General features: G+C 68.4%; 11 protein-coding genes. 6 read left to right on the top strand and 5 right to left on the bottom strand.

Annotated features, from left to right (window positions below):
- Nucleotides 1–14 precede the first annotated feature (14 nt).
- The 3 genes from AC0KTM_RS03785 to AC0KTM_RS03795 all read left to right on the top strand — a co-directional run bounded on the left by AC0KTM_RS03785 (nt 15) and on the right by AC0KTM_RS03795 (nt 2,791).
- Nucleotides 15–503, top strand: coding sequence for a VOC family protein (locus AC0KTM_RS03785; RefSeq protein WP_472414988.1), 489 nt, complete (start codon nt 15–17; stop codon nt 501–503).
- Between the two features lie 139 nt (nt 504–642).
- Nucleotides 643–1,545 (top strand): alpha/beta fold hydrolase, encoded by a 903-nt coding sequence (locus AC0KTM_RS03790; RefSeq protein ID WP_238958168.1) that lies wholly within the window; start codon nt 643–645, stop codon nt 1,543–1,545.
- Between the two features lie 4 nt (nt 1,546–1,549).
- Entirely contained in the window at nt 1,550–2,791 is a 1,242-nt protein-coding gene (locus AC0KTM_RS03795; RefSeq protein ID WP_238958167.1) for a WS/DGAT domain-containing protein, read from the top strand.
- On the opposite strand, the gene AC0KTM_RS03800 is transcribed toward AC0KTM_RS03795, so the two are convergent.
- The gene (locus AC0KTM_RS03800) at nt 2,792–3,406 is read right to left on the bottom strand and encodes a MarR family transcriptional regulator (RefSeq protein WP_238958166.1); all 615 of its coding nucleotides are present in this window, start codon (nt 3,404–3,406) and stop codon (nt 2,792–2,794) included.
- Complete coding sequence (locus AC0KTM_RS03805; RefSeq protein WP_225328114.1) at nt 3,403–4,983, bottom strand: pyruvate, phosphate dikinase; 1,581 nt, start codon at nt 4,981–4,983, stop codon at nt 3,403–3,405. The genes AC0KTM_RS03800 and AC0KTM_RS03805 overlap by 4 nt, the downstream gene beginning before the upstream one ends.
- Nucleotides 4,984–5,192: 209 nt before the next feature.
- Here AC0KTM_RS03805 and AC0KTM_RS03810 point away from each other — a divergent pair, with 209 nt between their 5' ends.
- Nucleotides 5,193–5,714, top strand: a complete 522-nt coding sequence (locus AC0KTM_RS03810) for a DoxX family protein (RefSeq protein ID WP_225328115.1) — start codon at nt 5,193–5,195, stop codon at nt 5,712–5,714.
- 59 nt (nt 5,715–5,773) lie between these two features.
- On the opposite strand, the gene AC0KTM_RS03815 is transcribed toward AC0KTM_RS03810, so the two are convergent.
- Nucleotides 5,774–7,153 (bottom strand): flavin monoamine oxidase family protein, encoded by a 1,380-nt coding sequence (locus AC0KTM_RS03815; RefSeq protein ID WP_472414990.1) that lies wholly within the window; start codon nt 7,151–7,153, stop codon nt 5,774–5,776.
- Between the two features lie 106 nt (nt 7,154–7,259).
- Nucleotides 7,260–8,756 carry a potassium/proton antiporter gene (locus tag AC0KTM_RS03820; RefSeq protein ID WP_238958164.1) on the bottom strand — a complete coding sequence of 499 codons (1,497 nt, stop codon included), beginning with the start codon at nt 8,754–8,756 and terminating at the stop codon, nt 7,260–7,262.
- A 121-nt stretch (nt 8,757–8,877) separates the two neighbouring features.
- On the opposite strand from AC0KTM_RS03820, the gene AC0KTM_RS03825 reads away from it, so the two are divergent.
- Both AC0KTM_RS03825 and AC0KTM_RS03830 read left to right on the top strand, forming a co-directional pair.
- The gene (locus tag AC0KTM_RS03825) at nt 8,878–9,582 is read left to right on the top strand and encodes a potassium channel family protein (protein ID WP_472414992.1); all 705 of its coding nucleotides are present in this window, start codon (nt 8,878–8,880) and stop codon (nt 9,580–9,582) included.
- A gap of 70 nt (nt 9,583–9,652) precedes the next feature.
- A complete protein-coding gene (locus AC0KTM_RS03830; RefSeq protein ID WP_225328119.1) occupies nt 9,653–11,383 on the top strand; it encodes a DUF3556 domain-containing protein in 1,731 nt (576 codons plus the stop codon).
- 68 nt (nt 11,384–11,451) lie between these two features.
- On the opposite strand, the gene metE is transcribed toward AC0KTM_RS03830, so the two are convergent.
- Nucleotides 11,452–13,722: a 5-methyltetrahydropteroyltriglutamate--homocysteine S-methyltransferase gene (gene metE / locus AC0KTM_RS03835; RefSeq protein ID WP_472414994.1), complete on the bottom strand. Its 2,271-nt coding sequence runs from the start codon at nt 13,720–13,722 to the stop codon at nt 11,452–11,454.
- Nucleotides 13,723–13,837: the final 115 nt, after the last annotated feature.

Below are 13,837 nucleotides of genomic sequence, written 5' to 3' on the forward strand. Positions count from 1 at the left end.
AGGAGGCCACGCAGATGCCATCGATCACCCCGTCGTTATGGTTCGACGACAACCTGGAGGAAGCGGCCAGCTTCTACACCGAGGTGTTCCCGAATTCCCACATCGAGGGGCTCAACCGGACCACCGAGGCCGGGCCGGGGGAGCCCGGCACCGTCCTGTCGGGCAGCTTCGTGCTCGACGGTGCCCGGTTCATCGGGATCAACGGCGGCCCGCACTTCCAGTTCAGCGAGGCGGTGTCGTTCACGATCCACTGCAAGGACCAGGACGAGGTCGACTACTACTGGGACCGGTTGACCGACGGCGGCGAGGAATCCCAGTGCGGCTGGCGCAAGGACCGCTTCGGCCTGAGCTGGCAAATCGTCCCCGACCGGCTCTACGAACTGATCGGCGATCCCGATCGGGACCGGGCGGCGGCGGCCACCCAAGCGATGTATGGCATGCGCAAGATCATCATCGCCGAGCTGGAACGGGCCGCAGAGGCGTCCGGCGATCCCGTCCGATGAGTCTTCGTCTGCCGAAATCGGTTGATATAGGCACCATCTGAAGAACATCCCGCTCCGGTCGGTGCGTCGCGGAGCCGCACGGGTTAGGTTTGTCCGTGCGGACGCGCCGAACAGGAGTGGATATGGCGGACAACGCGAGATGACCGAGCCGCGGTGGATCGACGTGCCGGGACCTCCCGGGGATCTCAAGGCGCTGACCTGGGGACCCGCCGACGGCCCGATTGCCGTATGCCTGCACGGCTTTCCCGACACGGCCTACGGCTGGCGCAAGATGGCCCCGCTACTTGCGGCGGCGGGCTGGCGGGTCATCGCGCCGTTCATGCGCGGATACGCGCCCTCGTCCATTCCCGACGACGGCAGCTATCACGTCGGGGCGATCATGGACGACGCCCTGCGGGTGCGGGAGGCCGCGGGGGGAACCGACCGCGACGTGGTGATCGGCCATGACTGGGGTGCGCTGGCGGCCACCGGTCTGGCCGCGATGCCCAACAGCCCGTTCGCCAAAGCCGTGATCATGTCGGTGCCGGTCTCGGCCGCATTCCGTGGCCAGGTGAGCGAGCGGGGCCGGCTGGCCCGTCAGCTACCGCGTCAGCTGCTGCGCAGCTGGTACATGTTCTACTTCCAATTGCCTTTGCTGCCAGAGCGTTCCGCGCGCTGGATCTTGCCGCTGCTGTGGCGGCGATGGTCGCCGGGGTATCGCGGTGCCGACGAGGATTTGCGACACGTCGACGCCGCGATCGGCACACCGGAAAGTTGGCGCGCGGCGCTGGGAACGTACCGGGCGACGCTGCGCAACACCAAGCCCCCGCAGCGGTACGCCGAATTGAACGAGCGCTGGACCGAGGCGCCCATCCTGCCGAGCCTGTATCTGCACGGCCGCGACGACGGTTGCATGACTTCGGCTTTCGCGCATTGGACGGAGAAAGTGCTGCCGCCCGGAAGCGACGTGGCCATCATCGATCACGCCGGGCATTTCCTGCAGCTCGAACAGCCCGAGAAGGTGGCCGAGCGGGTGCTTGCGTTCGTCGGCTCACCCGGCTGACGCCATGACTGCGCGCCGGATGGCCGCCGTCGACGCGCAGTTCTACTGGATGTCGGCGAAAATCCCCAGCGACGAGTTCCTGCTCTACGCCTTCGACGGCGCGCCCACCGACCTGGGCCGAGCCGTCGAACAGGTTCGCGGCCGGGCCGACGCATGCCCCGGGCTGTCTGTGCGGGTCCACGACCGGTCCGTGCTGAGGTATCCGCAGTGGGTTTCCACTCGGGCCGTGCCGGAGCAGATCGTGTGCCAGGAACTCGCCGATCGCACCTGGGATGGCTGCCTGACGGCGGTGGCCACGCTTGCCGACGGCCAGCTGGACGTTCGCCGGATGCCCTGGCGGCTGCACGTGCTCACGCCGGTCGTCGGCATCCCGGGCGTCGACGGTCCGGGTGCGGTAGCGGTCGTGCAGATCGCGCATGCGCTGGCCGACGGGGGCCGCGGTGCGGCGATGGCGGCCTGGCTCCTCGGCCGGGACGTTCCGGTGCCCGAGGCGCGACGGCTATCGGCGGGGTTCCTGCCGTGGCGGGCCGTGCAGGCGGCCCGCGGCCACCGCCGCCAGGTCCGCGATATCCGCGCGGGCCTGTTGACGGCCGGGGCCGGGCCGCGGCCGCTGCTGGCGACGAACGCCCGCCCGGACGGCGCCCGCTCGGTGCGCACGCTGGTGCGTCCCCGCGCCCAGCTGCGCGGGCCCACGGTCACCGTCGGGGCGCTCGCCGCCGTGTCCACCGCGCTGCATCGTCTGCTCGGACCCGGATCCGAGTCGTTAGGGGCGGAAGTCCCGATGGCCAAACCCGGTGTGCCGCATGCCAATAACCACTTCGGGAACGTGGTTGTCGGGCTGTACCCGCAGCTGGACCTGGATGCGCGGCTGCGGCGGATCGCGGCCGACCTGGCCAACGGCCGGCGCCGTTTCGAGCATCCGGCCACCCGCGCGGCCGACCGGGCCTTCGCCGCGGTGCCCGCACCGCTTTTACGTTGGGGCATCAACCAATTCGACCTCGACCAGCGTCCCACGCAGGTGGCCGGCAACACCGTGCTGTCCAGCGTCTACCGCGGTGCGGCCGACCTGAGCTTCGGCGGCGCCCCGGTGGTGCTGACGGCGGGGTACCCGGCGCTGTCGCCGATGATGGGCCTGACGCACGGCGTACACGGCATCGGCGACACCATCGCGATCAGCGTCCACGCGTCGGCGTCGGCCGTTCCCGATATCGACGCCTACGTGGCGCTGCTCGAGGCGGCCCTATAGCTATTGCGCATCGCCGGATCGGGCCGCTTCCTCGCGGGTCAGGCCGACGGCGACGATGAGTTCCTCGTGCAACTCGAACCACACGGTGTGGTAGGAATCGACCAGCGGTCTGGTCAGCCACGCGGTCTGCCCGGCCTTGATTTTGTCCAGCGCGGCAGCCAGTTTCGTCGCGTAGGCGTTCAACCGCGGCAGTTGGGCCGCGGCGGCCTCGACGATCGGCACGGCGCGGGCGTGCACGTCGTCGAGGCGGGCCAGCACCGCGGCGTCATACTCGGCATCGTCGTGGGCGTTGGGAACGCCGTCCGGGCCGCCTCTGAGCTGCCAATCCGTCACGAGGCGTTTGAAGTCGGCGTTGACGGCGCGAAACTCGCCGTACACGGCGGCCATCGCGCCCGCATCGATGCCGTCGCGTTCCTCGGCCAGCAGCGCCGCCAACCTGTCGCGGCCGGCGGGGGTGATCTGCACGGTCGCACCCTCGGCCAGCAGACCCGCCGCGGTCAGTTCCTCGAGGAGGGGGCTGAGGTCACCGGGATCCACCCCCAACGTCGCGGCCAGATCGGTTCTGCTCAGCCGACCTTTGAGTCGGACCCCTTGCAGCACATCCAGTTCGGTCATGACGCCGCCCCCGCGGCCAGGCGCAGCGCGGTCAGCATGACGATCAGCGGGGTGGCCGAGACCACGTCGGTGTGTCCGCTGTCCATGGCGGCGCGCACGGCGGCCTCGGAGCTGTCGCCCAGGTGCGGATGGCCGCCGGTGATATGAGCGCGCAGCGGGCTGACGCGCCGCGCGATGTCGGCCAGCTCGCGCAGTTCCGGCGAATCGTCTTCCGACCAGGCGGACAGGCTCAAAAGTCCTTCGCGCACTTCGCCTTCGGCACCATCGACGGTGATCTGTCTGCCCGCCAGCGAGGCCGCCACGCCCTGACCGCAGCCCACCACCGCCACCCGGCCCAGTTCGCGGCTGACCACCGCCGCATGGCTGGCGGCGCCGCCGACCTCGGTGACAACGCCCTGCGCGGCCAGCATCCCTGACACGTCTTCGGGCCGGGTGTGATCGCGGACCAGGATCACCCGTTCGCCACGGTCGGCGGCGCGCAGCGCCTCGTCCACGTCGGTGTACGCCGTGCCCGATGCCACACCGGGACAGGCCGGTAGGCCCTTGGCCAAAAGCGGTGCCGCCAAGCGTATTTCGGGCTGAAGCGCGGGAAGCAGCAACCTCTGGACGTGAGCCGGGGTCACCCGCCGCAGTGTTTCCGCATCGTCGATGAGTCCCTCGTGGCGCAGCTGTAGTGCGGTGCGCACCGCCGCCTGCGCCGACCGTTCGGCCGCCCGCGTCTGCAGCAACCACAGTTTGCCCTTTTCGACGGTGAACTCGATCTCTTGGACGTCGGAGTCCAGCCGCTCCAGGGTGGCGGCGGCGGCGATCAGCTCGTCGTAGACGGCCGGCTGCTCATCACGCAGTGCGGTGATCGGTTCCACGTCAACCGATCCCGACACCACGTCGTCGCCCTGGCCTCCGGGCAGCCACTCGCCGAACGGCTCGTTGTCGCCGGTGATCGGGTTGCGTGAAATGAATGCCCCGGCACCGGAATTGGGGCCGAGGTTGCCGAACACCATCGCCTGCACGACCACGGCGGTGCCGTGCTGATCACCGAAACCGTAATGGGCGCGGTAGGCGACCGCGCGGGGCGAGTTCCACGAGGCGAACACCGCCTCGATGCCGGCGCGCAACTGCGCGTACGGGTCGGCCGGCACCTCGCGTTGGTCACCGCCGCCCACGATGCGCCGGTACATCGCGCAGAACCGCCGGCGGGTGTCGCGGGCGAACGCCGGGTTGCCGGCGGCCGCCAGCGCCTGCTCGACGTCGTCGTTGATGCCCAGGTCCAGGATGGTGTCCATCATGCCCGGCATGGACTGGGTGGCTCCCGAGCGCACGCTGACCAGCAGGGGGTGCGGTCCCCGTCCGAACGTGCGCGAGGTCTGCGTCTCGAGCCAGCCCATCCGGTCGAGCACGCCGTCCCAGATCGCGTCCATCGTCGCCGCGGGGTCGGCGAGATACCGCAGTCCCACCTCGGTGGTGATGCAGAAGGCGGGCGGCACCGGCAGCTGGTGGCGGCGCATCAGCTGGATGCCGTGGCCCTTGTTGCCCAGCAACTCGCGCGGGTGGCTCGATGTGCCGTCCAGCAACACCACGGAATGCTCGGGAGGCGCGGCCCTGCTTGACGCGGTTTGGTGGGCGCCGCCTCGTGCGGTACGAGCCGTGGTGCACCCCCTTTGTGGCTTAGCTACCGATGCCGACGTCGGAACGCCCGCTATGTTCCCACACGTACCAGCGGATAAAGCGCCGTAGCTGCTCGGCGGCTCTTGTCTTGCCACCCGCCCCATGATCTAGGTTTACAGTTATGACTTCATATGACACGTTCCATGACGTCGGAGTACTGATCCTGCGGCTGGTGTTGGGCGTGACGTTGGCCGCGCATGGCTACAACAAGTTTTTCGGCGGCGGCCGCATCCCGGGCACCGCGCGGTGGTTCGAGAGCATCGGCATGAAACCCGGAAAGTTCCACGCCACCGTGGCGGCGACCACGGAAATGGCCGCGGGCCTGGGTTTGGCGGTGGGGTTGCTCACCCCGATCCCGGCGGCGGGCTTCGTCTCGCTGATGCTGGTCGCGGCCTGGACGGTGCACCGCGCCAACGGCTTTTTCATCGTCAAGGAGGGCTGGGAGTACAACCTGGTGTTGGCGGTCAGCGCGGTGGTCGTGGCCACGCTGGGCGCCGGGAAGTACAGCCTGGACCACCTGGTCTTCGGGAAGAACTGGATGGACGGCTGGCACGGTCTGGCGATCTCGGTGGTGCTCGGACTGGCCGGGGCCATCGGCCAGCTGGTCATCTTCTACCGGCCGCCGGCCAAGCAAGTCGGCTAGCTCGCTCCTCTTTCGCCCAACGTCGAGTTGTTGGGCCGACGCGCGGGCGCTGCGCCCCACTAGTCGACGTTCGAGGCCGCCACCGCCGCCGTGTCCGCCGCGGTCACCTCGGCGGCGGCGCGCTCGCCGGAGCGAATGGCACCGTCGACCCACCCGCACATGACGGCCGAGCTCTCGGTGCCGGCCCAATGGATGCGACCGCAGGGTTCGCGCATGGTGTAACCGAATTCGGTCAGCACGCCGGTGGGGGCGTGGCTGATCATGCCGCCGCCGGAATACCGCTCCATTGTCCAGTTCTGCTCGTGGAATTCGCGATAGTCGTTCGCCTTGCTCCCGAAGCGATCGACGAGTTCGCCGATGACGAGCGCTTTGCGTTCCGCCTCGCCGAGCCTGCCCAGCCGTCGCGCGGCGGGTCCCTCGCTGATGACGCACATGACCCCCGGGTTCCCGGTGTCGGTGCAGGCGTCGATGGTCAGGGTGGCCGGCGATTCCGGCGCGGCCGTCTGGCCGGACAGCCCGTCGGCACGCCAGAAGGGCTCGTCGTAGACGACCGAGATCTTGATGACGGCGCCGCTTGGCATGCGCTGGTGCAGGAAGGCCCGGTCCACCGGCAGGGCCGGTTCGTAGGCGATCGACGTGGCGATCGCCAGCGGGATCGCGACGATCACCCGCCGCGCCCGCACCGTCATGCCCTCGGCGCTGACGGTGACGCCGTCGGCGTCCTGCGCGATCTGTCGGACCGGCCGCGACAGGTGCACCGCGTCGCCGAGTTCGGCGGCGATCTGTCGGTAGATGGCGCCCATGCCGCCGACCGGGCGGGCGTCCTGGGAGCCGCCCTTGCCCGTGATGGCGAAGGTCGGGCCGCCGGCGGATCCCGTCTGCAGCAACGCCCACAGCAACGACGTCTCGGATCCCGCCGAGGTGTACAGGCCGGACAGGGCCATGTTCAGCATTTCCCGGGCCGCCTTGGACAGCGTGTTCTTCTCGATCCACGCGCCGAGGCTGATCCGGTCCCACGAGGCGGCTTGCGTTGCCTCCCAAGGGGCTTCGCGGGGGATCGCTTTGCACATCCTTGCGAACGACATCAGGCCGAGGCCGAGGTTGGTGACGGCCCACGGGCTCATCGTCCAGGGGATGGTGCCGCCGTAGCGGTGCTTCTTGCCGCCGACGATCATCATCGCGTCGCCGTCGTTGTGCTGCTTGTACTCCGGCACGCCGAACTCGTTCATCAGCGCGTAGATCCGGTCCTGGCCCGGGCCGATCCACGCGCCGCCGCGGTCGATCCACGTCCCGTCCGGGCGGGTCTCGGTGAAGGTGCGCCCACCGACCCTGTCGCGCGCCTCCAGCAAGGCCACCGATCGGCCCGCCTGGTGGAGCCGCAAGGCGGCTGTCAGGCCCGCGAATCCGGCTCCGACCACGCAATAGTCGACCTCAGACACGGCTGGCTCCTCAACCTCGTCCACCCCAGCGGCAAACTACACCGAGCGGGTGCCGGCGGTGCGGGGTTGACGCGATTTCCCCGAGGCCGCGGGCAGCGGCGGCAGATCAGTCCGGTTCGCCGTACTCGTCGAACCAGTACGCCAGTTTGCCGCGGCGACTCACCGCGCGGAGCCTGCGCTCGGTGGGCGCCCGCGTCTTGGGTGTCGTGACGATCAGCAGCTCGTCGCCGGCCTGGATGCGGGTGTGGGGCTGGGGAACGAACGTGCGGCCCTTGCGGATGATCAGGGTGATGACGGCGGGGTCCGGTAGCCGCAACTCGAGCACCGAGACGTTGTGCAGCCGCGACGGTGGCGACACGGTCATCGTCAACAGTTCGGCCTCCAACACGTCCAGCGGCGCCGCCTCCACCTGGATCTCGCGAGTGGCTTCACCGGAGATCAGCCCGATCTTGTGGGCCAGCAGGCTCAACCCGGGGCCCTGGATCAGGGTGAAGACCACGACCAAGATGAACACGATGTTGAGCAGCCGGTAGCTGTCCGCGACGCCTTCGACGATGGGGAACGTTGCCAGCACGATGGGGACCGCGCCGCGCAGGCCGGCCCAGGAGAGGAACACCTGCTCGCGCAACGGCACCCGAAACGGGGCCAGCGAGATCAAGACCGAGAGCGGCCGGCCGAGCAACAGCAACACCGCGCCGATGACGATCGCCGGTATCAGTTCGGGGCCCAATTGACTCGGGCTCACCAACAGCCCGAGCAGGACGAACAGGCCGATCTGGGCGAGCCAGCCGAGCCCTTCGGCGAAAGACCGGGTGGCCGAGCGATGGGGCAGCCCGGAGTTCGCCAATATCACCGCGGACAGATACGCGGCGATGAAGCCGCTGGCGTGAGCGCTGGCGGCCGCGGCGAACGCCACCATGCCCAGCGCAAAGGTCGCCAGCGGATAGAGCCCGGAGGCCGGTAGCGCCGCACGGCGCATCGCGAACGCGCCGAGCACCCCGCTGAACAAGCCGACCGCGACGCCGACGACCAGCTCGTACACCACGCCGGTGGCGGCGGTTCCCGGGGCGAGTGTCAGCGGTGTCGTGCTGAACATGAGCACGAGAATGGCGGCGGGCGCGTCGTTGAATCCGGACTCGGCCTCGAGGAGGCCGGCGACGCGCCTGGGCAACGGCAGGACGCGCAGGACGGAGAACACCGCGGCGGCATCGGTCGGCGACACGATGGCCCCGAGCAACAGGGAGAGCTGCCAGTTGATGCCGAGCAGCAGGTGCGCGCCCGCGGCCGTGACCACCATGCTGATGCCCACTCCGACGGTCGCCAGCACACCCGCGGGCGCCAGCAGTTTGCGGATGTCGGCGAACCGCGTCGTCAGCCCGCCCTCGACCAGGATCACGGCCAGCGCCGTCGTGCCGAGATCGCTGGCGAGTTGGACGTCGTTGAATTCCAGCCCCAGCCCGTCGTCGCCGAGCGCGACGCCGACCGCGAGGAACAGCAGCAGGCTGGGCAGCCCCACTTTGGCGGCCGCCCGGGTGGCGACGATGCTGGCCAGCAGCACGAGGCCCCCGACCAGCAGCGTCACGTACAGCTGCTGCAAGGTCATGTTGTTTATCGCCGTTCGGTCGCGGCACAAGCCAGCGAAGTCGGGTTGTGTGCAAGTGAATCACTAGTAACACTAATGACTAGCTGGGTTACACGCCGACCAGCCGTCAGGAGAGTGGATAGTGCGCATCGGGATCGCCGGCGCGGGTGCGGTCGGTCGCTCGGTCGCACGTGAGCTACTCGAGGCCGGACACCGGGTGTTGCTGATCGAGCGCAACGTCGACCATTACGTGCCGCACACGGTGCCCGAGGCGGAGTGGTTACTTGCCGACGCGTGTGAGCTGGCGTCGCTGCAAGAGTCCGGGTTGCAGCTGTGTGATGTGGTCATCGCGGCCACCGGCGACGACAAGGTGAACCTCGCGGCGGCGCTGCTGGCCAAGGCCGAGTTCGGGGTTGCCAGAGTGGTGGCCCGGGTCAACGACTTGAGAAACGAGTGGCTGTTCACCGAGGCCTGGGGCGTCGACGTGGCGGTCTCCACGCCCCGCGCCATGGTCGCCGGGGTCGAGGGGGCCATCGACGTCGGCCACCTCGTGCAGCTGATGGGCCTCGCGCATGGTCAGGTCAACCTGTCGAAACTGACACTGCCGGTGGACAACCCGCTCGTCGGCCAGCGGATTTGTGACCTGCCGCTGCCGGAGAACGCCGCATTGATCACCGTGCTGCGCGGCGGCAGCGTCATCCTGCCGCAGCCCGACGACGTGCTCGAGGCCGGCGACGAAATGTTGTTCGTCGCAGGCAGTACCGCCGAGAATCAGGTCCGCGCCCTCATCGTCCACGGCGGCCCAAGCCGGACAACGCACGCGGTGAAATACCCGCTGGCCCAGTGAGAAACTTGCCGGCCCAGTTTCCGCCCTAACGCGTGCCACCCGCCTAGAACACGTTCTAGTCTGTGGAACCATGGGATTTCTGAAGCCCGAGCTACCGCAGCTCGACATGGCCGAATGGAACAAGGGCAGCCGCAGCGACAAGATCCGCCCGATGGCCAAGCACTGGGCCGAGGTCGGCTTCGGCACGCCGGTCGCACTGCACCTGTTCTACGTCGTCAAAATCCTGCTCTACATCCTGGGCGCGTGGCTGTTCGCCTCGGCCACCCGAGGTCTCGGCGGGTTCACGCAGGTCGCGTCGTGGTGGTCGGAGCCGATCGTGTTCGAGAAGGTCGTGCTCTACACGATGCTGTTCGAGGTGATCGGTTTGGGCTGTGGCTTCGGGCCGCTGAACAACCGGTTCTTCCCGCCGATGGGCTCGGTCCTGTACTGGATGCGCTTCGGCACCATCCGGCTGCCACCCTGGCCGGACCGCGTGCCACTGACCAAGGGCACCAAGCGCAAACCGATCGACGTCGCCCTGTATGCGCTGTTCCTACTGGTGACCCTCGCGGCGCTGTTCGCCGACGGCACCGGGCCCATCCCCGAACTGGGCACGACCATCGGGCTGCTGCCCACCTGGAAGATCGTGCTGATCCTGCTGCTGCTCGCGGTGCTCGGTCTGCGCGACAAGGTGATCTTCCTGGCCGCGCGTGGTGAGGTGTACGCGACCATGGCGGTGACGTTCCTGTTCGCCGCCCCCGACATGATCGTCGGGTCCAAAGTGGTGTTCCTGGTGATCTGGATGGGCGCGGCCACATCCAAACTCAACAAACACTTTCCGTTCGTCATCTCCACGATGATGTCCAACAACCCGCTGGTGCGGCCTCGCTGGCTGAAACGGCGCTTCTTCGAGAAGTTCCCGGATGACCTGCGGCCGGGGCGGCTGTCGCGGTGGCTGGCGCACCTGAGCACCGCCATCGAGATGCTGGTGCCGCTACCGCTGTTCTTTTGTCACGGCGGGTGGCCCGTCACGGTCGCCGCCGTCGTCATGGTGTGCTTCCACCTCGGCATCCTCGTCTCGATCCCCATGGGCGTGCCGCTGGAGTGGAACGTCTTCATGATCTTCGGGGTGTTGTCGTTGTTCGTCGCGCACACCCACATCGGGCTCGCCGACCTGAGGCACCCGGTGGTGGTCGCGATCCTGTTTGTCGTGATCGCGGGAATCGTCTTGCTGGGCAACATGTTTCCACGCAAGATCTCGTTTCTGCCCGGGATGCGTTACTACGCCGGCAATTGGGACACCACCCTGTGGTGCATCAAGCCGTCCGCCAACGAGAAGATCGGCAGGGGCATCGTGGCGATCGCCAGCATGCCGCAGGCCCAGCTGGAGCGGTTCTACGGCAGCCCGGAGGCCGCGCAGATCCCGCTCTACATGGGATATGCGTTCCGCGGCTTCAACACTCACGGCCGGGCGTTGTTCACGCTGGCGCACCGCGCCATGGCGGGCCAGAACGAGGACGACTACGTCCTCACCGACGGCGAGCGGATCTGCAGCACCGCGATCGGCTGGAACTTCGGCGACGGCCACATGCACAACGAGCAACTGATCACCGCGCTGCAGGAGCGCTGTCACTTCGAGCCGGGCGAGGTCCGCGTCGTTTTGCTTGACGCGCAGCCGATTCACAAGCAGACGCAGACGTATCGGTTGGTCGACGCGGCGACCGGTGAGTTCGAGCGCGGCATCGTCCGGGTCGCCGACATGGTCACGCGGCAGCCCTGGGCCGACGACGTTCCGGTCGAGGTGGTGTCGAAGCCGGCGTAGGTCCGCGAGCGTAACCTCACTGCGAAATAATCGCTCGAAAATCGCAGTGGGGTTACGCTCGCGAAAACCTAAGCCCCCGCGCGGACTTCGTGCGCGGCGGCGACCATGTTCTTCAGCGACGCGCTCACCTCGTCGGAGTTGCGGGTCTTCAATCCACAGTCCGGGTTGACCCAGAGCCGTTCGGCCGGAACGGCCCGCAGCGCCGCGCGCAGCGACTCGGCCATCTCCTCGGTGCTCGGCACCCGAGGCGAGTGGATGTCATAGACGCCCGGTCCCACACTGTTGGAGAAGCCGATCGCGTTCAGGTCGTCGAGCACCTCCATGTGTGAGCGTGCCGCCTCGATCGACGTCACGTCGGCATCCAGATCGGCGATCGCGCCGATCACATCGCCGAATTCCGAGTAGCACAGGTGGGTGTGGATCTGCGTTGAGTCCGCGACACCCGACGTGGCCAGCCGGAAAGCCCCTACGGCCCAACGCAAGTAGTTGTCCTGGTCGGCGCGGCGCAGCGGCAGCAGCTCACGCAGCGCGGGCTCGTCGACCTGGATGACCGCGATACCGGCGGCCTGCAGGTCCACGGTCTCGTCGCGAATGGCGAGCGCCACCTGGTTGGCGGTATCGGCCAGCGGCTGGTCGTCGCGCACGAACGACCACGCCAGGATCGTGACCGGGCCGGTCAGCATGCCCTTGACCGGCTTGTCGGTCAGCGACTGCGCGTACTTGGCCCACTCCACCGTCATCGGGCGCTGGCGGATCACGTCGCCATAGAGGATCGGAGGGCGCACGCAGCGGCTGCCGTAGGACTGCACCCAGCCGTTCTTGGTGGCGAAGAAGCCCTCCAGTTGCTCGGCGAAGTACTGCACCATGTCGTTGCGCTCCGGCTCGCCGTGTACCAGCACGTCGAGCCCGAGGTTCTCCTGCAGCTTGATGACGTCGGCGATCTCGCGCTTCATCCGTTTTTCGTACTCGGCCGCGTCGATCTCACCGGCGACCAGCGCGGCGCGGGCCTTGCGGATCTGAACGGTCTGCGGAAACGACCCGATCGTCGTCGTCGGCAGCGGCGGCAGCTGCAGCCGCTCGTCCTGGCTGGCCCGGCGCCCGGCCGCGTCACCCCGGTGTGCGCCGGAGGCCACGATCGAGTCGATGCGGGCACGGATGGCGTCGTTGTGCAGGCGCGGGTCGCTCTTGCGGGACGCGACCGCGGCGTTGGACGCCGCGATCTCGTCGGCGACCACCTCGCGCCCCTCACGCAGCGCGCGGGCGAGCGCCACCACCTCGGCGACCTTCTCCTGCCCGAAGGCCAGCCAGCTGCGCAGCGCCTCGTCCAGCCCGGTCTCCGGCTCCAGCGAATACGGCACGTGCAGCGTCGAGCAGGACGTCGAAACGGCAACTGCGGCAGCCGAACCCAGCAGGCTCGCCAGCTTGCCCAGCGCGGCCTGCAAGTCGGTGCGCCAGATGTTGCGTCCGTCGACGACGCCGGCCACCAGAATTTTGTCCGCCAGTTCGGGGACGGCGGCGATCGCCGTGTCGGGACCGTAGACCAGGTCGACGCCGATCGCCTCGACGGGCGTGCGTGCCAGACCTGCCAACGCCGCGCCGGGGTCGCCGAAATAGGTGGCCACGTAGATCGACGGCCGGTTGCTCACCGCGCCCAGCTTGTTGTAGACGGCCTCGGCCAACGCGGGCGCGTCGGGGGAGGTGTCGGTCACCAGCGCCGGCTCGTCGAGCTGCACCCACTGCGCACCGTTGTCGGCGAGCAGCGACAACAGCTCGGAATAGATGGGCACCAGTTCCTCGAGTCGTTCGATGGGTGCGCCGGCGCCGTCGACCCCCTTGCTGAGCAGCAGGAAGGTTACCGGTCCGATGACGACGGGCCGCGCGGGAATGCCCTGTGCCAGCGCCTCTTTCAGCTCCGAGAGCACCTTGTCCGGATTCAGCGCGAACTTCGTGGTGGGTGCGATCTCGGGGACGATGTAGTGGTAATTGGTGTCGAACCACTTGGTCATTTCCAGCGGCGCGACGTCTGAGTTGCCGCGCGCGGCGGCGAAGTAGCGGTCGAGGTCGTCGGAGACCTGCGTGGCGCGGGCCGGCAGCGCGTCGAGCATCACCGCGGTGTCCAGCATCTGGTCGTAGTAGGAGAAGGTGTTCACCGGCACCGAGTCCAGGCCGGCCGCCGCGAGGCTCGCCCAGGTGTCGCGGCGCAGTGTCGCGGCGACGGATTCCAGTTCCGATCTGCTGGTGCGGCCGGCCCAGTAGCCCTCGGTGGCGCGCTTGAGTTCGCGTTTCGGGCCGATGCGCGGCGAGCCGGTAACCGTGGCGGTGAATGGTTGAGTGGTCACGTTTTTCGTCCTTTTATCAACGGTCTGGTCACCGCCGGCGGACGCGAGGCCGAACCATCTCGGGTGTGCACCACCCTCAACGGTTGCGGTCAAACGCCCATTCCACGAGGCGATG

Source organism: Mycobacterium sp. NTMscope_Eco_3, assembly GCF_976985685.1.